Raw genomic sequence first — 19177 nt, forward strand, 5'->3', positions numbered from 1 at the left:
CGCAAGGTCAAGCCGGGTCGACCTGGAGGCACCAGTAGCGAACGCTCCCGCGATCCGTAGCGGCATATTCGTCCACGAGCGCACCTTTCCAGATGGCCTTCAGATCGGCCTTCAACTTCAGCTTGTGAACGTCGCCCTGGTTGAAGCTGCGCAGCTTTCCGCCGACCTGCTCCTTCATTTTGTCCTTGATCTTGGAGCGCGGCACGAGCGGCTTGTAGTGCGCGACAAGGATGAACTGCTTGTCGAGCGCCCCGCCCTCGACCTGGTAGCGCATCACGTAGGCGTAATCGTACAGGTCATCGGGGGGCATCTTGGAGGGAATTTCAACGAGCTTTGCCGTCACTTCCAGGGGTTCACCCGCGTCCGCCCGGGCGCTCCGCTCGACACCGGCTATCGCGAGCAGCAGCACGCTCATCAACACTTGGCGACCAAAGTGGCGTCGGCTTGATTGAATCATCGTCGCAGAATAGGGCAAGAAAGGTCGATCTTGCAACAAGGCAAGCACCGATCCTCGAAATCAAGCAACCCACACCGGAGCTCGCTGCAGGCTGTCGGCATCTTTCCACTGTGAGGCCACCGTGAGAGCGGCACTACCGCTGGTAGTTTACGGCGGGGTGCGCGAGACGAGAGCCGCCATGGTGACTGAATTGAGCAGCACCGCCTGCTTCCTCTCCGCGCTCGGCGAGCCGACCGACGTTCCTGGTCGCTCACCCGACCGGGGACCGTCGTACTGGAAGAGCACAGTCCTGCGCCAAAGGCGCTCGGCGACGCCGCGTAGCGCATCGCAGCAACATCCCGGGCCAGATCAACGCCCGGAGGGCGACGTGTGCCCGCGGCATGCCGACGCGCCCCTTGTCTCACTCCGCGCCGGCCGGGGCCCGCTCTTTCGACCCATGAACGAGGCGTCACGACGCTCGCGGTCCCGCCACTTCGGCAGGTCTCACGCGCGTGTTTGCTGACGAGGCGGTGCTGCAGGACAGGATGCGCAGGGGCCGACCGCCGCGCGTGGCCACCACAGTGCACTACGACCTTATCAAGTCGGCCTGCAGTCGCCCCGATGAGCACAAGGTCCCGTTCGAACAGGTCTGGACTCTGGAGCGGCTGGCGAAGGCCCTGAAGCTCGAGACCAAGGTAGAACTGAGCCGCACCGAGATCTGGCGCGTGCTGCGGGGAGCGAGCCTCCGACCGCATCGCGTCCGGCTGTGGCTGCACAGCCCGGACCCGGACTTCCGCCCCAGATGGTGATCATCGAGTCGGGTCCTGAAGCGGACCCGATCGCCCATGCCAGGCTGCGTCGTGACACCGTCCATCTCTGGACGCTCGAGATCGCGACCCATGCCGACAGATGGGACAAGAGCTCTTCAAGGTTCGGCAAAGACGCACCAGCAAGAACCCCTGAAGCGGCCGGGGAAGCCGCCGCGTGCAGCCTGGGGTGATTGAAGAGGACCGCGTCCGCGTGGCCGTTGCCGTTCACGGCCGCGTCATCCTTCGGGCTCCGGCAGGCAGCAGACGGTGGTCGGGCGCGCCTCGCCGCCGGCCGGGTCGCAGAACCCCACATGATTGACCTCCAATTCGGCGCGGATGCTGCCGAGCGCCGCACCATCCTCCTCGGGAAGCAGGCAGCGATCGACCTCGCCGGCAGTCACCGTCGTCGTCCCGAGGAGCGCGTCTTCGCTGCACGCGCGATCCGAGTAGGCGCTCACCCGCGCGACGCACTCCCTCGGCGTGCGGCTGGGCACGCAGACGCACGGCTCGCAGCTCCGCGTGAGGTCCCGGTTATAGAAGATGAACTTTTCCGAGAACACGGGCGGCTCCCCCGGAGCGGCGGGCGGGTAGCATCCGCGATCCCCCTCCAACCCGATCATGCAGTAGCGCCACCCGGGGGGCACGTTGGCCTCTTGCTGGTTGAGCATGCAGACATCCCCGCCCACTGGACACTCGAAGTTTGCCACCCCGCCACTGCACGCGATCGCGATCGTGGCAGGGCCCGCCGGCGGAGAGGGCTCGTCCACGGTGAACGGCGTGCACGAACCATCCGGCCCCGGCGCGATCCAGATTGCGCTGAACTCGTCTGCCGGCACGGTCCCTGGAGACGTGCACTCGCCTCGCCAGTTCCGGGGCGGATTGAACGGCCGAAGCGTCTCCGCCGGGGTGTTCTCGCACGAGGCGTGCGAGTGCGCCGCAACCAGCTCCGGCATGTAGCAGAGTGGAACGCTGCATCCGCACTTGGGACAGGGCTCCTCGCCCGGCCGCAACGACCGCAGCCGGGAGAATACCGTCGGAGCGATCTTCTGCGTGTCGCGACGCTGAAGGTCGTATCCGGTGAGGTCTCCGCACGACGGCTCGGGCTCGTCAGGGTCTCCGATCCACAGCAGCACCGGATCGTAAAAACCGACCATCGGTCGTATCACGCACCTCCCGGCGCAGACGCCGTTGCTGGTGCCGTCCTCGTTGGTGATGTGGCAGAGATTCCCCGGCAGGCCGCACGGCGGCTCCGCGCTGCCGCAGCCGCCCATGACCAGCACGCCGCCCAGGCCCCCCAGCGACAGCGAGATCAACGCGCGCAGGAGCCACCGCCTTCTGTTCCAAATCATCGCGACCTCACCGCCTTCCCCGCGTGCTCCCGAGGAGCCCATGCACGCAGTACTTCCGGTTGGTTCCTGCCGCGCGCGGCGCGCCCGCCGCCCGCCGGTGTTCTCGACCAGGCCATCACGGCGCCTCCAGCGCCTTCGGCAGGCAGCAGACCGTCTTGGCGTCGCCGACCACCTTGTCGTGGATGGGATCGCCACCCCTCGGCTTGCACGTCCCGGGCTCGTTCGAGAGCCACGTCGAACTCACGCTGCTCAACGTCGAGCCCGACACAGGATCGACACAGATCCCTTGTCTCTCGTTCACATCGATGCCGACGAGCACGTCGCTGCAGGCGCCGTCCTCCCACGCGACCACGAGCGCCTCGCACCGGCTCGTCGCCGGCGCCTCGCAGGTGCACGGCGAGCAACCCGGCGTGGTCTCCAGGTTCACATAGAACACCCCCAGCTTGTCCGAGAAGATCTTCCGAGGGTCCGCCCCTCCCTCGGGCTGCTGGCAGCCGAGATTCCCCGCCCCGATGATGCAATGGCGCCACCCGTCGGGCAGATGAGCCGGCTGCTGCTCGAGCATGCAGAGCTCCCCCTGCCCCGGACACAGCTCGTCTTCCACCACGCTGTCGCACGCGACGGCGATCTCGCCCACGCCTCCCGCGAGAGGCTGCGGGGGCTCGTCGGCCACGATCGGCGTGCACGGCTCCCAGATCGCCGGGCCGATCGAGAGCGAGCCGAGCTGCTCCGCCGTCACCGTACCGGGCGACACACACGAGCCGTCCCAGCCTGCCGGCGGAAGGAACAACGTCTGCGTCCCTGCGCTGCCGTCGCCGCACGCCTCGATCGACGTCGTCGTCACGGTCTTCGGGAGCGCGCACGCAGGCGCCGTGCACGCGCAAGCGGGGCAGCCGTGCGTTGGCTCCGGCATGGCCCGCGCGAAGAGCGTCCGCGTGGCGCCACCGAACGGGATTCGCTCGCCGGTCCCGGGGACGATCCGCACGAGCTCGGCGCACGACGCCGGCGCGAGCACCTCGGGCCCCGTCCAGACGAGCTCCGGCGCGCCGAAGGAGTCCGGCGGCGCGTGGACGCACTGCCCCCAGCAGTGCCCGTTGCTGGTGCCGTCGTCGTTCCGGATCTCGCACGCGACCGCCTCCGCGCAGTCGTACCCCCCGGCGCCGCCGCACCCGCTGGCCGCCGCCACCCCTCCGAAGCCGAGGAGCCAAAGCCCTGCCAGCCCTCTCCGCCGCACGCTCCGCATCAGCACCGCTCCTTCCGGCTCCGGCGCAACCTCACCAGCTGCCCGAGAAGATGATGCCACCGCCCTGCGCGGTCGCGAGCGGCGCCGCGCGCACAGCGCGCTTTCCTGGCTCCGGCGCCCACAGCAGCGACGAGAGCGCGACCGCGCCGACGACGCCGGTGCCGATAAAGCTCCCCCATGCGGCGGCCTTCAACGTGTCGCGCGCGTCGATCATCTCGAGCAGCACACCGCACGGCTCCGTATATGCCTCGGACAAGCACGCCGCCGCCCCGTTGCGCTCGCGGATCTGGGCCGCCTGCGCCTCCGCCTCCCCGCCGCGCACCGCCGCTGCCACGGCGAAGCCCGTGCCCAGCACAACCCCGGCCGACGCGAGCGCGATCCCGCCGACGCGGAACACCGTTCCCGCCGACGGACCCCCGGGCGCAGCGGCCGGCACAGGCGCAACCGGCACAGGCGCAACCGGCGCAGGCGCAACCGGCGGCGGGGGCTTGGGCTCCAGGTGAAGGCCGATCATCGACTCCCTCCCCCGCTGCGCCTCGAACGGATAGACGTCGTCGACATACCCCTCGAGCTTGCCGCGCGCCTCGTGCCGCCCCGGATCGAGATAGACGAAGTACATCCCCTGTCCGCGGCCGATCGACCGGCCGTCGATGAACACCTCGGCCTCGGGCCGGCTCACCGCGACGGTCGCGGACGAGACCTCGCGCTCCGCCTTCTCGAGCCCCGCCCGGAAACGCCGCTGCACCGCCGGCTGGAGCGTCTCCGGAACCAGCAGCGACTCCCGCAGGTGCTCCGCCGCGTCCCGGGACCGCCCGAGCGCGAGCTCCGACAGCCCCAGCTCCCCCGCGAACTCCGGCCGCGGATCCGACTTCCACGCCGCGCGATACGCCGCCTCCGCATCCTGCCACCGCCCCGCGCGCCGCGCCCTCTCGCCCCGCGCGAACGCCTCCTCGGCCTCGGAGCGCATCATGGCCGCTCCGGACAGTCCAGCAGAAGATTCCTCCCCGACGGCCACCGCCGCGCGACTCAACACGACAGCTGCGGCGACCACGGCGAGGAGCAACCGACCTGTGGACGCCATTTCCGCGGCATATTACGTGACGAGTCTCTTTTCGGTCAAGCCGCCTTGGTCCGGAGAAAGTGACGGAATCGACTCGACTGTCAGGCAACTCTGGTCGCGCCGCGAGGATGCTCGCCCTGCTGCGCGGCGCGCCGAGCGCTCACGCCACAGGCCTGCCTCGGCTCAGCCCGACATGCCGATTTTCAAATGTCGAACGAGCTCGCCAGGTAACTACGCAGGCATGGGGAAATCGTCTCGCACGACCGACAGCACCGCCAAGGAAGCACCGCTCACAATCGAGGCGATCATGGCCGAGCACCTGGAGACGGTCCGCCGCTACGTGGAGCGCCAGGGCTTCCGCGGCCCGGATCGGGACGACCTGGTCCAGGAGATCTTCCACGGCGCCTCGCGGTCGCTGCCCCGGTTCGATCCCCGCATCGCCACCGTGCGCACCTGGCTCCTGCGGATCGCGTTCAACCTGACTTCCAACGAGCGCAAGCGCGCCCATCGCCGGCACGAAGAGCTGTGGCCGGAGGAGGCGCTGGACGGCCTCTCCAGCGCAGCGCCGGATTCCGAGACACGGCTCATCGAGGCGCAACAGAGCGACATCCTCGCGGATCTGCTCCAGGAGGTCCCTCCGCGACGCCGCGTGATCCTGGTCGCGCACGACCTCGAGGAGGAGGCGGTCCAGGACATCGCCGAGGAGCTCGCGATGCCGCGCAATACCGTGTGGAACGACCTCCGGCTCGCGCGGCTGAGCCTCGACGCCGCCGCGCGGCGCTGGCGGGCGCGGAGACGCGGCCGTGGCGCCCTGATTGCGCCGCTCGCCTTCGCGTTCGGCGCGACCGAAGCGCGCGCCTCGTCGGGGCCGCTCCACGGAGGCCGGCTGCGGCGGCTGCTCGACCTGGCTCGCCGCGCCCTCCGGCGCGCGCCGTCTCACGGCGCGGCCAGCCTGCCGGCGAGCTCGTGGAACGCGTCGCTGGCACCCCCACGTGCCGTCCGCCGATCGACGGCCAGCGCCGCAGCCGGCGTCGTGGCGGGCGCGCTCGTCCTGATGGCCCCCGGCGGGCGCGGCGAGCTCCCGCCGCCGAGCGCCCATGCGGTCGCGCTTCGCTCCCCGCAGGCCGCATGGCCCGCTCAGCGCGGCAGCGCCATCCCCTCCGGCCCGGAGGTGCCCTCGGAGGAGCGGGCCGAAAGCGACGTGAGCGGCGCCCTCACCACCGCGCGCCGTGCCCCGGCGAGCCCGCGATACCCGCCCGGCCCTCATCGGGGTGAAGGCATCCAACTGCCCTCCTCCGAGGTCCGGCTGATCCGACAGGCATTCGCGGGGCTCGCCGCCGGTCGCCACGACGCCGTGCGGCTCCTGCTCGAGCAGCACCGGCGCGACTTCCCGCGAGGCGCCTACGCAGGAGACCGCGAAGAGCTCCTGCGACGGCTGCGGGCGGCGGCGCACCGCGACTGATACGCGGCCGCGGCCCGGTCAGCCGCGGAGAGCGTCCGATTCGTGCCATTCCGTCCCGTTGAGTCCGTCAGGCGTTGCCATGGCCCCTCGGGCTCTGCCAACATCAGCGCGTTTTGCTCAACCCAAGGAGGCGCCTATGGCAGACCCCTATATCGATCCTTTCGAGACGAACATTTATGGCAAGTTCGCGCGCGAGCAGATGGCCGCGGTCCTAATGGGCAAGGTCGCTGCCCTCGACGGCATGGTCGAGTTCGCGATGGGCAAGCAGCTCCTCGCCGATCAGGCGATGTCCGACGTCCTCGATCGCCAGCCCAAGCCGGCGCCGGAGCTCGACACCGCCGAGGTGCTCGACGAGGCGCGAGACGTCATCGTGCGGTTCGGTTCGTACCTCGACTCGCTCAAGGGGAGGCCGGTCGATCCAAGGCTGTTCTTCCGCGGCGAGATGCCGAGCGTCCTCGCGCGCCGGCGGATCACCAAGCTCACCGCCGCCGTCGGGCACATCGCCGACGAGCTCGAGAGGCAGCGCGAGAAGGTCCGGGGCGCGGACGCATGGCTGACCGAGCTCAGGGAGGTGCACGAGAAGCTCGGGATCGTCGAGCGGCAGCAGCGCGCCACGCGCGTCGAGCGCGTCGAGCTCGGCCCCGAGGTGTCGACCGCGCGCGAGGCCTGGCTGGGTGTCTACAACGCCAACAAGAGCCTCGTGCGCGGGCTGCTCGCCCACCTGGGCAAGCCCGAGCTCCTGCCGCACATCTTCGACGATCTCGCCGAGGTCCACCGCACGACCGGCGTGAGCGACGCCCTCCCGCCGGGCCAGCCGGCGGCGCCGCCCGCGCCGTCCGCCCAGCCGGGGGCCTCGCCGGACGCGTGAGCCCGCGGCCCGCTGCAAGGCTTGATGCAAGTCTTGCAGCGGGCGACTCGGTCGCCGAGTTGGCCGTTTCAAGGCTTGAGACGGCCGATTCGGCGGCCCAGCGGGCCGTTTCAAGGCTTGAGACGGTCGACTCGGCGGCCGAGAGAACCGTTTCAAGGCTTGAAATGCCCGACTCGGCGACCGAGTCGGGCATTTCAAGCCTTGAAGCGGGTGACTGTGCGCCGGGGAAGGCGATTTCAAGCCGCGGATGGCGTCGCCGACGCAGAGAGTGGGCTATGCGGGGGAATCGTCGCCGTTCCGGTGCTGCTGGAGAAACGTGAGAAACTGCTCGGCCCGCTCGATGAGATCGTCGTACGTCAGGATGGCGAGGCCGGCGAGGAAGCCGTTCTCGAGGCGAAGGCGCTCGCGCTCGGCGTCGCTCTGATAGCGCCCGATCACGACGAAGCCGCGGGGGCGCTGGAGGTGCACGGTGATGCCCCGGCGCCCGTCGTACCCGAGCGGCCCGCGGGGCTCCTTCTCCGCCGCATCGTAGTAGGACATGAGCTGGCCTATGGCCCGGGCACACTCCAGGCTGTGATGGAGCCAACCGTTGTAGTCCTTGAACACGGGATCGCTCGGACGCTTGAGCTCCCAGAGGTCGGGGAAGCCGTCCCAGCGGATCGCGAGGAGATCGATCTCCCCGCCGCGCGTGATCGGGTACGGCGAACGGACGTCCTGGTACTCGGGGCCGAGGATCGCACCCCAGTGCTGATGGATGAACTTGCGATAGGCGTCCTCGGATTCGTTCCGGTCGACGAGATCGCGGAACTCGCGGACGGTGCGGCTCATCTTGAAGGCCGGGCTGGCGAGGGCGACGTTCACAGCCCTCGGCACGGCCCGGCGGAGATCGTCGTCCTTGAAGACGAACGGAGCGCCGTGCGTCCGCCGCATCGCGCGGCGGATGAGCTCGGGCTGGTTGTGGGCGGTCACGATGCACACGGGGCGAAACGGGTCAGCGGCGAGGAGCGCGTCGAGCACGCGGAAGCCGTGCTCGACGTCCTCGTCGGAGAGGCCCGGGGCAGAGGGGATCTGCAGGTCCAGCAAGACCACGTCGGGGGAGAATGTGGCGGCCTTGCTCAGCGCGTCTGCCGCGTCGAGGGCGTGCTCGGCGGTGAACCCGTTGAGCTGGAGCAGGCGCAGGAAATCACCGGCAGTGGCCTTGTTATCCTCGACGAGAAGCACCTTCGGAGCGCCTTTTTCGTTCATGATGCATCCCTCCACGTGACAAACCGTGCGAAGAAGCAGGTTCCCTCGCGATCGGGGTCAAGCCCCACGTAGGCGCCGAGCCGGACCGCATAGCGCCGCGCAATGGCAAGCCCCAGCCCCGTACCGAGCGGCTGGTCGCCGCCCTTCTTGGTCGTCACGTACGGCTCGAAGATGCGCTCCCGATCCTCGGTGCGAATGCCAGGACCGTTGTCGACGACGTCAAGGCGGACGGTGTCGCCCTCGGAGACCGCGCGGATCGATACGCGGGGCGTGGGGGTGGGCGCGACCGCGTGAAACGCGTTCTCCATCAGGCAATGGAGAATCTCGCGCAGCCCCGCGCGGTTGGCCCGCACGCTGAGCGACGCGGAGACCGCGATCGCACAGGCGACATCCGGATACTTCTGCTGGAGTGGCGCGACGGCGTCGACCACGATCTCGTGGAGCGCGAGGCCCTCCAGGGGATCGTTCGGGACTTCCTGCCACCGCCCGGTCTGCTCGGCGAGCGCCGACTGGAAGGCGAGCTCCTCGTCGATGCGACGGAACTCGTACTCAAGCTTCGCCACGTCTGCCGTGCCGAGGTTCTCCCGGATGTTTCGCACGTTCATTAAGATCGCGCCGACGGAGCGCTTGAGCTGATGAGCAAGCGTGAGCTGGAGGCGGCGCTCTACCTCGGCCTCGATCTCGGCTCGAACCTCCGCGCCGCGCCCCTCCGCGAACCGCGCCGACGCCTCCGGGGAGAGGATCGACAGAAACAAGAACACGTATTCTCTCGGGAACTGGTGTCGACTCAGAGAACCGACGTTACCGGCAAGGATCTCGCGCGCGAGCCTCCATGCGATAAAATAATCGCGAATCAGCGTATTCATCAGGAAGCGGCCATGACTGCCTTCCTCATACCACGCCCAGATCTGCTCTCGCAGAGGTCCCCATGCTGGATGCGAGACGAGCTGGCGTCCAGGTTCGATGGAGATCCACCCGAGCGAGAACTGGGTCAGCGCCGCCTCTTCGAGTGGCACGAGCTGGGCCATGGAAGCCGTCTCCTCCCCAATAGCTTCATGCAAGATCGTGGACATGTAGTCGTGGACCACGTACGCTATCCATTGCGCGATGCCGCTCGACGGGACACCCCGGGAATCGAGCACGGAGTCCAGCATTCGCTGCACGTTCGCAGACGCATCGGTCAGCCTTTTGAACTCAGGCTCACGTTCACGAGCGGAGAGAAACCGAGCGTTCAAGGCCGGCGAGCCCAGATGGCTCTCAAACCAGCACTCAACATCGATCGACAACGGCGTCGACAGTCTTACATATTTTCCCGGCAGATGGTTGTGAACGGCCTTTTCGTGGTCCTTGATCGCCAAACGATCGAGACAGGCCAACGACGGCTGGTGCTTCTCCAGATGCCGGATGTCCTCGTGCACCAGTACGGCAAATCCATGCGTGTAAGCCAGGTTCGCCGCGCCGACTGGAGCCTGTCTCGAAAGGACCACCGTGTCGTCCGGCTCGCGCAAGAACCGCGCGCCGATCTCGTAGATCACCTGTTCGACGACCGCGGAGCGGTCGGTCTCGTGGCGCGAGAGCAAGATGATGGGGGAACTCGGCCTGCTACGCACCCATTCTTTGATCCAACCTACAGCGTCGGGATGTGCCCGCTCACGATCGTCGATACGCCGCGGCAAGTACCTCGCTGGCTCGCCACGTGCCGTATATGCCAGCACGTGCTCGCGCACGCTGTCTGCAATCCCCAATACCTCCAGCGCCAGTCGGCGGTACGTGAGCACGGCGCAGAGATCTGCCCGCAGGTCCGCGGTGTAGCCAGGCTGCAAGCCACCTTCCACCACGACCCCGAGCGCGCGCTCGGCCGCCGTCGCCCGACGCTTGTCGTCGAGTTCCGCCAGCGCCATGTCGATGTCATCAGGGCAGCGCGTCCACACGCGAAAGTACGTCCTCGGCCGCACCAGCCCCTTCCGAGGCGTCGCGAACCAATCCACGCTGCCCGGCTCGCGACCGGCGGCCTGCGACACTTCGTAATCCGCCGCCTCGAACAGGCCGGCGATCGCTTCCTCGCCCGCCACCATGGGCGCGTGCTCGTCCTTGTTCATGGGCTGCGCGCCTTCCATGGCACGCACGCGCTCGGATGCGCAACACCCCCGCGTGCCGAGAGCCGATCAAGCGAGGTGCAGGAGAGGTCGCCTCCCCCGCGCGAGGACGTCCGTGCGTCCCCTCAGATCACCCGGTCCGCAAGCGGCTCCCCCCGCTCGAACCGCCGCAGGTTCGCGAGGAAATGCTCCACCAGCGCCATCGGCTCCTCGCGCCGCCCGCCGGCCGTGTGCGGCGTGATGGTGCAGCCCGGAGCGCGCCAGAGCGGGTGTTCCGGCGGGAGCGGCTCGGGATCCGTCACGTCGAGGTACGCGCCCGCGATCCGGCGCGCCTCGAGCGCCTCGAGCAGCGCGGCCTGGTCCACCGTGACGCCCCGGCCGACGTTGAAGAACCACGCGTCCGGCCGCATCCGCGCGAGCAGCGCGGCCGAGACCAGCCGCCGCGTGCCCTCGGCCTCGGGCAGGCTCGAGACCACGTGATCCGCCCAGGCGAAGGCGTCACCCAGCTCCTCCCTCACCGCCACGCGGAAGGGCTCCCCGCCGCGGGGGCGGGCGCGCAGGACGCGCAGATCCACCTCGAACGGGGCGAGCAGCTCGGCGAGGCGGCGGCCGATGGCGCCGAAGCCGAGGAGGAGCACCCGCCGGCCGCGCAGGAGCGCGCTCCTCGACCGCACGTGCGCGTCGGGCCAGCCGCGCGGGCCGAGCTGGTTCTCGAGGCACTCGGGCAGCCGCCGCGAGGCCGAGAGCAGGAACGCGAGCGCGTGCTCCGCGCAGGGATCGGCGTAGACACCGCTGCTCGTCGTCAGGGCGGCGCCGCGGGCGGCGAGCGCGGCGCGCACCGCCGCCACGTCGTAGCGGGCATACCCCGCGGTGCTGAGGTGCACCCAGCGGAGCCGCGGGGCCGCGCACACGTCGTCGGGGTGCGGCTGGCCAAAGACGACCTCGGCGCCAAGGACGAGCGGATCCGGCGCGACGACGGCGAGGTTCTTCGCGGAGCGCGCCGCGGCCAGGTCGAGCGCGTGCGGCGCGACGCCCTCCGAGAGCGAGCGCGCGGCCTCCGCCGGCAGAACGACGGTGCTCGCGATGATCAGCCGATCCACCGGCGCCTCCTCACCCGTGCACGGCGCGCCCGAACTCCCGCATCCAGGCCTGCTCGTCCGCGGTGAGCGGCCCGTTCGCGAGCGCGTCGAGGTTCGCCTCCACCTCGGCGCGGCTCTTCGGCCCCGTCAGCGCGAGATCCACGTGCGGGCTGGAGAGCTGGAATCGATAGCAGTCGCCCGCCGTCATCGCCGGGCGATCCCAGCCCTTCGGCTGCTTCAGCAGCCGGCGCCACGCCGTCGCCGTGTAGGCGAGGATGCTCGGCTTCGACTCGCGCACGTGCGGGAAGATGTCACGCTCCGCGCCGGGGTGCGCGGCGTTGTAGCGGATCATGAGCAGGTCGAGCGGCGACGACTCGGCCAGGCCGCCCGCCCGCGGGCGGTCGTGGATGCTCACCCCGAGCGCCCGCACCTTGCCGCTCTCGCGCAGGTGCACGAGCTCGCGCTCGGTCGCGCTCGTCCAGGCAGAGCCGACGCCGAGCCAGCTGAGCAGATAGACATCGAGGTGATCGGTCCCGAGCTCCCGGAGCAGCTTCTCGGCGCCCCGGCGCACGCCCCATCCGAACCAGCCGAGCTGCGCGTAACCGACCACCGCGACGCTGTCGCGGCGCCCCTTCAGCGCCTCGCGCAGCGGGTTGCCGAGCCCGCCCGAGCGCATCGTCCAGAGGAAGAGATTGACCCCCCGGTCCATCGCCGCGCGCACGCCGTCCTCGTCGATGCCGTAGCTCGCCGCGAGCCCGAGCCGGAAGATGCGCTTGCCGCGAAGGGCGGTCGGGGCGCGGTGGAGCCAGTCGTCCATCATGGGGCGGATCTTACATCACCTCCGTCGGCGTCACCGGCTCCCGCGCGCCGCACATTCGCCGCCCACGGCCGCCCCGACCTGTGCGAGACTCCCGGGCCACCGATGGGCCAGGACTCCCCTCCCCGGTGCGCCGGCTGCAGCGCTCCGCTCCCGGAGAACGCCCGCTTCTGCCCCTCGTGCGGCCAGCTCGTCACCGCGCCGGATCCCAGCCCCGCCCTCGCCGCGACGGCGTTCCCCGCGACGCAGCTCGGCGCCGTCGGGCTGCCGCCAACCTCCCTGCCGCTGCCGCCGGTGCGGCTCTTGCCCGGGACGGAGATCAGCGTCTATCGCATCGAGTCGACGCTCGGCGAGGGCGGCATGGGCGTCGTCTACCGCGCTCACGACCGGGCGCGCGAGCGCGTCGTGGCCGTCAAATGCCTGCACTCGAACCTCTGCGGCAACCCGGAGATCCGGCGGCGGTTCGCGCGGGAGGCGCGGGTGCTCCGCTCCTGGAGCCACGAGAACGTGGTCGCCGTCTACGATTTCGTCGAGCGCGATCACCTGCTCGCGATCGTCATGGAGTACGTCGACGGGTCGACGCTGGTGCGGCACCTCGAGCGGTGGCGCGGGCGCATCCCCTTCCAGGAGATCCGCGCGCTGTTCGGCGGCGTGCTCGACGCGATGGACGAGGGGCACCGCATGGGCATCATCCACCGCGACCTCAAGCCCGACAACATCCTCGTCACGACCGGGAAAGACGGCCTCTCCCCCAAGATCGTCGACTTCGGCATCGCCAAGATCCTGGAGGGGACGACGTACACGCTGAGCGGCGCGTTCCTCGGGACGTGCTGTTACATGTCGCCCGAGCAGGTGAAGAGCCCCCACGCCGCGGATCGGCGCTCGGACATCTACTCTCTCGGCGTGACGCTCTACAAGCTGACGACAGGGCAGGTGCCGTTCGACAGCCCCAACCATTTCGCCGTGATGATGGCCCACGTCGCCGACGCCCCGGCGCCCCCCTCGTCGCTGCGCCCCGACATCCCGCCGGCCCTCGACCGGCTCGTGCTCGACGCGCTCTCGAAGGATCCGGCGGGGAGGCCGGCGTCGTGCGCGGAGTTCCGGGCGCGGCTCGACGAGGCGCTCTCGGAGTTCTCGCCCGCCCCGTCGCGGCCCTCGTCCGACGGGCGCGAGCTCGCGCCGACGGTCCGCGAGAAGACCGGCGAGCAGATGATCCTCGTCCCCGGCGGGCCGTTCCTGAGCGGGCAGCAGCGCAGGAAGGTCCACGTCGACGCGTTCTACATGGATCGCACGCCGGTCACGAACCGCCAGTTCAAGGCGTTCCTCGACGTGACCGGGTACCGCCCCGACGACGACGACGCGAGCCGGCTCCTCACCCATTTCAGGCGCGGCGAGATCCCCGCGGGCCTCGAGGACCACCCCGTTGTGTACGTGTCGTGGGACGACGCGCGGGCCTACGCCAACTGGGCCGGCAAGCGCCTGCCGACCGAGGCCGAGTGGGAGAAGGCCGCGCGCGGCACCGACGGCCGGAAATACCCGTGGGGGCGCGCCGAGCCCGGGCCCACGCGCGCGAACTACGACAACCGCGAGGGCGGGACGGTGCCCGTCGGCTCGCTGCCGGGGGGCGCCTCTCCTTACGGCATCCTCGACCTCGCCGGCAACGTGTGGGAGTGGTGCGAGGACTACGACGATCCGCACTTCTATGCGGACGGCCCCTCCCACAACCCGCGCAACACGCGGCCCTCGGATCGGCCGCTGCTCGTGATGCGCGGCGGCTCGTGGATGTACGGCGCGCAGTCGCTCCGCACCTGGGCGCGCACGAGCTTCGAGGCGCACTACCGCTTCGCCGGCGGCGGCTTCCGCTGCGTGCGAACGGCCTCGTCGAGCTGAGGGCGCGGGCGGCGGCTGCTCGGCGCACGTGCGGCGGCTCGGCGCGGGCTCGGCGGCTCCGCAGGCTCGGCTGTTCGGCGGGGGCGCGCGGCGCACGAGCGCCTGGTCAACCGGCGGCGGCGCGGATAGAACGCCGGGCGCAGATGCAGACGAACAGGGCCAGGGCGAGCGGCGGCGTCCGCGTGCGGCTGACCGGCGTCCGGCGCGTCTTCCCGGTGCTGGACGACGCGGGCCGCGCGCCGGGGGACGGCGCCCCCGGCGTGATCGCGATCGACGGCATCGATCTCGACATCGCGCCTGGCGCGTTCGTCGCGCTCCTCGGGCCCTCCGGGTGCGGCAAATCCACGCTGCTGCGGCTCGTCGCCGGGCTGGACCGCGCCGACGCCGGCGCGGCCGTCGTGGAGGCCGAGGAGGCGCCGGGCGGCGAACGCCGCGCGGGCGGCGCAGGCGGTGTGCGCGCGCCCCTCGCGTATGTCTTCCAGGACGCCCACCTCCTGCCCTGGCGGAGCGTCCTCGAGAACGCCGCCCTGCCGCTCGAGCTCGCCGGCGCGCCGCTCGACGAGCGCCGCGCGGCGGCGCGGGCCGCGCTCGTCCAGGTCGGCCTGGCCGACGCGGGCGCGCGGTACCCGGCCGAGCTCTCCGGCGGCATGCGCATGCGCGTATCGCTCGCCCGCGCGCTGGTCACGCGCCCGCGGCTGCTCCTGCTCGACGAGCCGTTCGCCGCGCTCGACGAGCTCACGAGGAGCCGGCTCGACGACGAGCTCCGCGCGCTCTGGGCCGAGCTCGGCATGACGGTGCTCTTCGTGACCCACTCGATCACCGAGGCCGCCTACCTCGCCGAGCGCGCCGTCGTCCTGTCCCCGCGGCCGGCGCGCGTCGTCGCCGACCGCACGCTTTCGCTGCCGGACAAGCGGACGGCCGCGCTGCGCACCGAGCCCGCGTTCGCCCGCGAGGTGCGCGCGCTGCAAGAGGCGCTGGAGAGCGGCGGGGCGTGAGGCCCCGCGGGTAGAACAAGCGCGCTGTCGGACTCCGGCGCTGCACGACACTCTCGCTATCGAGCGTGGGCAGCGCGATCGGCACTCGCACCCAGGTCACCTCCAACAGCGTCCGTGCGCCGGAGCTCTCGGCCCCCACCGCGGCCGTCCCCACGGCTCGCGTGGCCCGCACCCCCTCTCCCCCGCTTGCCGCTGACCGCTGCCGCGCGCAACGCCCATCGTGGGCAGAGCTCCCACTCGCCGCACGATCCCGCGCGCGAACGCGCTTCCATGCCGACAGCGCGCTCGTACAATCGCCTCATGCCCACGCGCCCCCGGCGGTTGCTTCCCCGCGCCCTTCCTTGGTTTTTGCTCGCTGCAGCGGCCTGCGGCGATAATCCGGATGCCGCCCTGCCACCCGGCGACGGCGGCGGGGGCGACGGCGGCACGAGCAGCAGCTCGAGCGAAGGCGGCGGGTTCGTCGGGTCGATGGCCGCCTCGGGCGGCGCGGGCGGCGAAAGTGGCTGTGAGGGCGTGAGCTGCCGGGCGGACCAGCACTGCGAGGAGGAGGACGGACAAGGCACCTGCGTCAACAACACGTGCGACGACCTCACCTGCGACGCGACCGAGGTGTGCGAGACGCCCCCGGACGCAGGCGCGCGCTGCGTCGATATCGCCTGCGAGAGCGACCTCCAGTGCGCCTTCAACCAGTTCTGCAACGGCACCATCTGCGTCGTCGATGCCTGCACGGCCGGCGAGCGGACGTGCGACGGCAACAGCCTCCAGCTGTGCGTGTCGAACGGCAGCACCGCGAGCGAGCTCTTCACGTGCGGCGGATCGGCCTACTTCGAGAGCACGTGCACCGACGACGGCGCCGGGACCGCCAGCTGCCCCTGCGAGGACGACTGGGACTGCCCCACCTATGCCTCCTGCGAGGTCGGCTCCTGCTCCGGCACGGGCGCCGCGCCCACGTGCCTCTTGCCGCCGGAGCCGTTCGCGGGCGCCCTGCCGCAGAACGAGATCCAGTGGGGAGGGGAGAACCGCGCCAACTCCGACGCCGCCAACAGCCCGTTCAAGACCTCGGCGCAGACCGTCATGACGCCGCTCGTCGCCAACCTCGACGACGACAACGGCGACGGGCTCATCAACGAGCTCGACTTCCCCGAGATCATCTTCACGACGTTCTGCGGCTCGAATTTCGGCAAGCAGGGCGTCCTCCGGGCGATCCACGGCGGCGGGCCCCGCAAGGGAGAGAACTACTTCGCGGTGCTCGGCGCGCAGGTCTGGCACGAGGGCGACCCCATCGACGCGCCCTACGCCTGCGCCGACGCGACGCTGATGCCGACCGCCGGGCTGGCCGTCGGCGATCTCGACGGCGACGGCGTCCCCGAGATCGTCGCGATCACCGCCGTCGTGACGGGGTCTGGGGCCACGGAGGTGACGAAGACAGGGCTCCAGATCTTCAGCAACACGGGCGAGACCAGGGTCCTCGTGAACGAGATCTGGACGGGCTACAACGAGCCGTCGCCCGCGCTCGCCAACATCGACGGACAGGGGCTCCCGGAGATCGTGGTCGGGCCGAACGTGTTCACGTTGCGCGTCGACGAGGCGACCCGCGAGCTCTCCATCGTCGACCACTTCAAGGGCGACAAGGCTCAAGGGATACAGGGGTCTCCGACGAACCCGCAGAACCGGCTCGGGCCCATCGCGTGCGTCGCGAACCTCGACGACGACCCCCGGCTGGAGATCGTCGCGGGCAGCACCGCCTATATTCTGCCCCGCCCGCCGCCCGGCGTGACGAGCAGGGCCGGGTGCGCGCCGCCCTACACCGACAAGGACGCGACGGCGTTCTGCGAGGGCAAGCTCCTCGAGCTCTGGGACGGGCAGGCCGTCAACGGCACGGCCGGGATCCCGAACGCGCAGCGCGACGGCCTCTGCGCCGTGGCCGACGTCCTCGGCGAGGACCAGGACGACGCGCCCGGGCCGAGCAACCCGCTCGATAAGGCCCCGGAGGTGATCCTGTTCAACAACGGGTACTTCTTCGTGCTCAACGGGCAGGACGGCACCATCAAGCGCCGCCAGGTGATGACGGCCGAGGGCACCACGTTCGACGGCGGCGCCCCGAACGTGGACGACTTCGACGGCGACGGCTTCCCCGAGGTCGGCACGGCGTTCGGCCTCCGCTACATGATGTTCGATCTCCAGGCGCCGACGGCCGAGTGCCCGGCGTGGCCCAACGCGTTCACCGACGCGGGCACGGGGCTGCAGGGCAACCCGGAGCGGACCCCGAACGGGAAGCCGTGCACAACGGACGAGGAATGCGGCGCCCCGGGCGCGGCGACGTGCAACCAGCAGCGGGGCACCTGCGTCTGCTACCACAACGGCTGGCAGCGCTTGACCGAGGACGACTCGAGCCGCACCACCGGGTCGAGCGTGTTCGACTTCAACGGCGACGGCGCCGCCGAGGTCATCTACAACGACGAGTGCTACTTCCGCATCTACGACGGCGTGACGGCCGACGTCCTGTTCAAGGTGCCCTCGCCGAGCCGCACCCGGTCCGAGTACCCGATCGTCGCCGACGTCGACAACGACGGCAACGCGGAGATCGTGTTCGGCACCTCGAACGAATCGACGCATTGCTCGCAAGGCACCGACTACAACAACGGCCTCGAGGTCTGGGGCGCGCAGAACGACCTCTGGGTCTCGGCGCGCCGCATCTGGAACCAGCACAGCTACCACGTGACGAACGTGCTCGAGAGCGGCGGCATCCCCCTGAAGGAGCCCGAGAGCTGGAAGGCGTACGGCGGCCGCGCCTACAACACCTACCGCTCGAACCCGCGGTCGTACGGCATCGCGCCGGATCTCGCGCTGAGCGGCATCCAGGTCTCGTCCCCGGACGCGACCTGCGGCGAGCTCACCGACGAGGTCGCCATCACCGTGCGCGTCGAGAACCTCGGCGATCTCCGCGTGGGCCCCGGCGTCGCCATCAACTTCTACGGCGAGTGGGACACGCCGGACGTTGATGAGCCGCTCTACGGTGACGACCTCGCCCCGCTGAAGTTTGTCCTCCAGAGCAGCATCGAGCCGCACAGCTCGTTGCTCCTCACGGTGCACTACAACGCCGCGCACAACGCGCAGCAGACGCTGCCCGCCCGCGTGCGCGCCGTCGTGGACGAGGACGCCGTCGAGCGCGAGTGCCACGAGGACAACAACGCGCTCACCGCGCCCCTCGACGCCGGCAGCGCGCGCCCGGACCTCCAGATCGAGATCGGCCGGGTGAACACCAACAAGTGCGCCGTGAAGCAGGTCGACGTCCCGACGACCGTCACCAACGCCGGCTCCGCGCCGGCCAGCGACGTGCGGATCCGGTACTACGCGGGCGATCCCGGCCAGGGCGGGACGGCGCTCCACGAGGAGATCATCCCGGGGCCGATCGCGCCCGGGGCGAGCGTGAACCGCACCGCCACCATCGAGAAGTTCCCGTCGAACCTGTCGATCCTGATCTACGCCCTCGTCGATCCGGACGGGGCGATCGACGAGTGCAACGACGGGAACAACAAGGACGCGGCCTCGGACAAGCTCCTGTGCCCGGAGATCAACTGACGCGCCGGCGTCCGGCCGGCGGGCCTCCCCGCCAGCCGGACGCGCGCCACGCCGGCGCCGCGCGCCACGCCGGCGCCGCGCGCCGCGCGCCGCGCTGACGCGCGCTGACGCACGTTCACCGGCTCCCGCCCGGGGCGCGGTGCTATGCCTGTGCGCCCCGCCGCGCCGCTGGCGGCGCCCCGCGAGGCGCGCCGCCCCGGCGCGCTGCACCCCGCGCCCCACGCGCCGCGACCCAAGCCCCCACAG

15 protein-coding genes are annotated in these 19177 nt (G+C 70.6%); 7 read left to right on the plus strand and 8 right to left on the minus strand.

Annotated elements, in window-relative coordinates:
* Positions 1 to 7 precede the first annotated feature (7 nt).
* A complete protein-coding gene (locus WMF11_RS31175) occupies positions 8 to 415 on the minus strand; it encodes a hypothetical protein (RefSeq protein ID WP_437973325.1) in 408 nt (135 codons plus the stop codon).
* Positions 416 to 948: 533 nt separating this feature from the next.
* On the opposite strand from WMF11_RS31175, the gene WMF11_RS31180 reads away from it, so the two are divergent.
* Both WMF11_RS31180 and WMF11_RS31185 read left to right on the plus strand, forming a co-directional pair.
* On the plus strand, positions 949 to 1245 hold the full coding sequence (locus WMF11_RS31180; RefSeq protein ID WP_437902874.1) for a hypothetical protein: 297 nt from the start codon (positions 949 to 951) through the stop codon (positions 1243 to 1245).
* On the plus strand, positions 1239 to 1436 hold the full coding sequence (locus WMF11_RS31185) for a hypothetical protein (protein WP_437973326.1): 198 nt from the start codon (positions 1239 to 1241) through the stop codon (positions 1434 to 1436). Before WMF11_RS31180 ends, WMF11_RS31185 begins: the two co-directional genes overlap by 7 nt.
* 45 nt (positions 1437 to 1481) lie before the next feature.
* Here the strand turns inward: WMF11_RS31185 and WMF11_RS31190 are convergent, their stop codons facing one another.
* From WMF11_RS31190 to WMF11_RS31200, 3 genes are all read right to left on the minus strand, one after another.
* Positions 1482 to 2594 (minus strand): hypothetical protein, encoded by a 1113-nt coding sequence (locus WMF11_RS31190; protein WP_437973327.1) that lies wholly within the window; start codon positions 2592 to 2594, stop codon positions 1482 to 1484.
* Between the two features lie 115 nt (positions 2595 to 2709).
* Positions 2710 to 3837, minus strand: a complete 1128-nt coding sequence (locus WMF11_RS31195) for a hypothetical protein (RefSeq protein WP_437973328.1) — start codon at positions 3835 to 3837, stop codon at positions 2710 to 2712.
* Positions 3838 to 3868: 31 nt separating this feature from the next.
* Entirely contained in the window at positions 3869 to 4807 is a 939-nt protein-coding gene (locus WMF11_RS31200; RefSeq protein WP_437973329.1) for a hypothetical protein, read from the minus strand.
* A 331-nt stretch (positions 4808 to 5138) separates the two neighbouring features.
* On the opposite strand from WMF11_RS31200, the gene WMF11_RS31205 reads away from it, so the two are divergent.
* Positions 5139 to 6359, plus strand: coding sequence for an RNA polymerase sigma factor (locus WMF11_RS31205; RefSeq protein WP_437973330.1), 1221 nt, complete (start codon positions 5139 to 5141; stop codon positions 6357 to 6359).
* Positions 6360 to 6495: 136 nt separating this feature from the next.
* Positions 6496 to 7227, plus strand: coding sequence for a hypothetical protein (locus WMF11_RS31210; protein ID WP_437973331.1), 732 nt, complete (start codon positions 6496 to 6498; stop codon positions 7225 to 7227).
* A gap of 273 nt (positions 7228 to 7500) precedes the next feature.
* Here WMF11_RS31210 and WMF11_RS31215 read toward each other — a convergent pair whose 3' ends face one another.
* The 4 genes from WMF11_RS31215 to WMF11_RS31230 all read right to left on the minus strand — a co-directional run bounded on the left by WMF11_RS31215 (position 7501) and on the right by WMF11_RS31230 (position 12467).
* The gene (locus WMF11_RS31215) at positions 7501 to 8472 is read right to left on the minus strand and encodes a Shedu anti-phage system protein SduA domain-containing protein (RefSeq protein WP_437973332.1); all 972 of its coding nucleotides are present in this window, start codon (positions 8470 to 8472) and stop codon (positions 7501 to 7503) included.
* Positions 8469 to 10571: a sensor histidine kinase gene (locus WMF11_RS31220; protein WP_437973333.1), complete on the minus strand. Its 2103-nt coding sequence runs from the start codon at positions 10569 to 10571 to the stop codon at positions 8469 to 8471. The genes WMF11_RS31215 and WMF11_RS31220 overlap by 4 nt, the downstream gene beginning before the upstream one ends.
* A gap of 122 nt (positions 10572 to 10693) precedes the next feature.
* A complete protein-coding gene (locus WMF11_RS31225) occupies positions 10694 to 11668 on the minus strand; it encodes an NAD(P)-dependent oxidoreductase (protein WP_437973334.1) in 975 nt (324 codons plus the stop codon).
* A 10-nt stretch (positions 11669 to 11678) separates the two neighbouring features.
* A complete protein-coding gene (locus WMF11_RS31230; protein WP_437973335.1) occupies positions 11679 to 12467 on the minus strand; it encodes an aldo/keto reductase in 789 nt (262 codons plus the stop codon).
* Between the two features lie 102 nt (positions 12468 to 12569).
* Here WMF11_RS31230 and WMF11_RS31235 point away from each other — a divergent pair, with 102 nt between their 5' ends.
* The 3 genes from WMF11_RS31235 to WMF11_RS31245 all read left to right on the plus strand — a co-directional run bounded on the left by WMF11_RS31235 (position 12570) and on the right by WMF11_RS31245 (position 18931).
* Entirely contained in the window at positions 12570 to 14354 is a 1785-nt protein-coding gene (locus WMF11_RS31235) for an SUMF1/EgtB/PvdO family nonheme iron enzyme (RefSeq protein ID WP_437973336.1), read from the plus strand.
* Between the two features lie 143 nt (positions 14355 to 14497).
* The gene (locus WMF11_RS31240; protein WP_437542397.1) at positions 14498 to 15349 is read left to right on the plus strand and encodes an ABC transporter ATP-binding protein; all 852 of its coding nucleotides are present in this window, start codon (positions 14498 to 14500) and stop codon (positions 15347 to 15349) included.
* A 300-nt stretch (positions 15350 to 15649) separates the two neighbouring features.
* Positions 15650 to 18931, plus strand: a complete 3282-nt coding sequence (locus WMF11_RS31245) for a CARDB domain-containing protein (RefSeq protein ID WP_437973337.1) — start codon at positions 15650 to 15652, stop codon at positions 18929 to 18931.
* Positions 18932 to 19177 lie beyond the last annotated feature (246 nt).

The sequence above is a fragment of the Sorangium sp. So ce295 genome (assembly GCF_051527405.1).
In the GTDB taxonomy this organism is placed as follows: domain Bacteria; phylum Myxococcota_A; class Polyangia; order Polyangiales; family Polyangiaceae; genus Sorangium; species Sorangium cellulosum_B.

Excerpts from the sequence above, each read along its gene's own strand:
- WMF11_RS31210 (WP_437973331.1), top strand. The coding sequence starts at position 6,496 with ATGGCAGACCCCTATATCGATCCTTTCGAGACGAACATTTATGGCAAG.
- WMF11_RS31240 (WP_437542397.1), top strand. The coding sequence starts at position 14,498 with ATGCAGACGAACAGGGCCAGGGCGAGCGGCGGCGTCCGCGTGCGGCTG.
- WMF11_RS31195 (WP_437973328.1), bottom strand. The coding sequence starts at position 3,837 with ATGCGGAGCGTGCGGCGGAGAGGGCTGGCAGGGCTTTGGCTCCTCGGC.
- WMF11_RS31185 (WP_437973326.1), top strand. The coding sequence starts at position 1,239 with ATGGTGATCATCGAGTCGGGTCCTGAAGCGGACCCGATCGCCCATGCC.
- WMF11_RS31220 (WP_437973333.1), bottom strand. The coding sequence starts at position 10,571 with ATGAACAAGGACGAGCACGCGCCCATGGTGGCGGGCGAGGAAGCGATC.
- WMF11_RS31235 (WP_437973336.1), top strand. The coding sequence starts at position 12,570 with ATGGGCCAGGACTCCCCTCCCCGGTGCGCCGGCTGCAGCGCTCCGCTC.
- WMF11_RS31200 (WP_437973329.1), bottom strand. The coding sequence starts at position 4,807 with ATGATGCGCTCCGAGGCCGAGGAGGCGTTCGCGCGGGGCGAGAGGGCG.
- WMF11_RS31245 (WP_437973337.1), top strand. The coding sequence starts at position 15,650 with ATGCCCACGCGCCCCCGGCGGTTGCTTCCCCGCGCCCTTCCTTGGTTT.
- WMF11_RS31190 (WP_437973327.1), bottom strand. The coding sequence starts at position 2,594 with ATGATTTGGAACAGAAGGCGGTGGCTCCTGCGCGCGTTGATCTCGCTG.
- WMF11_RS31215 (WP_437973332.1), bottom strand. The coding sequence starts at position 8,472 with ATGAACGAAAAAGGCGCTCCGAAGGTGCTTCTCGTCGAGGATAACAAG.
- WMF11_RS31230 (WP_437973335.1), bottom strand. The coding sequence starts at position 12,467 with ATGATGGACGACTGGCTCCACCGCGCCCCGACCGCCCTTCGCGGCAAG.
- WMF11_RS31175 (WP_437973325.1), bottom strand. The coding sequence starts at position 415 with ATGAGCGTGCTGCTGCTCGCGATAGCCGGTGTCGAGCGGAGCGCCCGG.
- WMF11_RS31205 (WP_437973330.1), top strand. The coding sequence starts at position 5,139 with ATGGGGAAATCGTCTCGCACGACCGACAGCACCGCCAAGGAAGCACCG.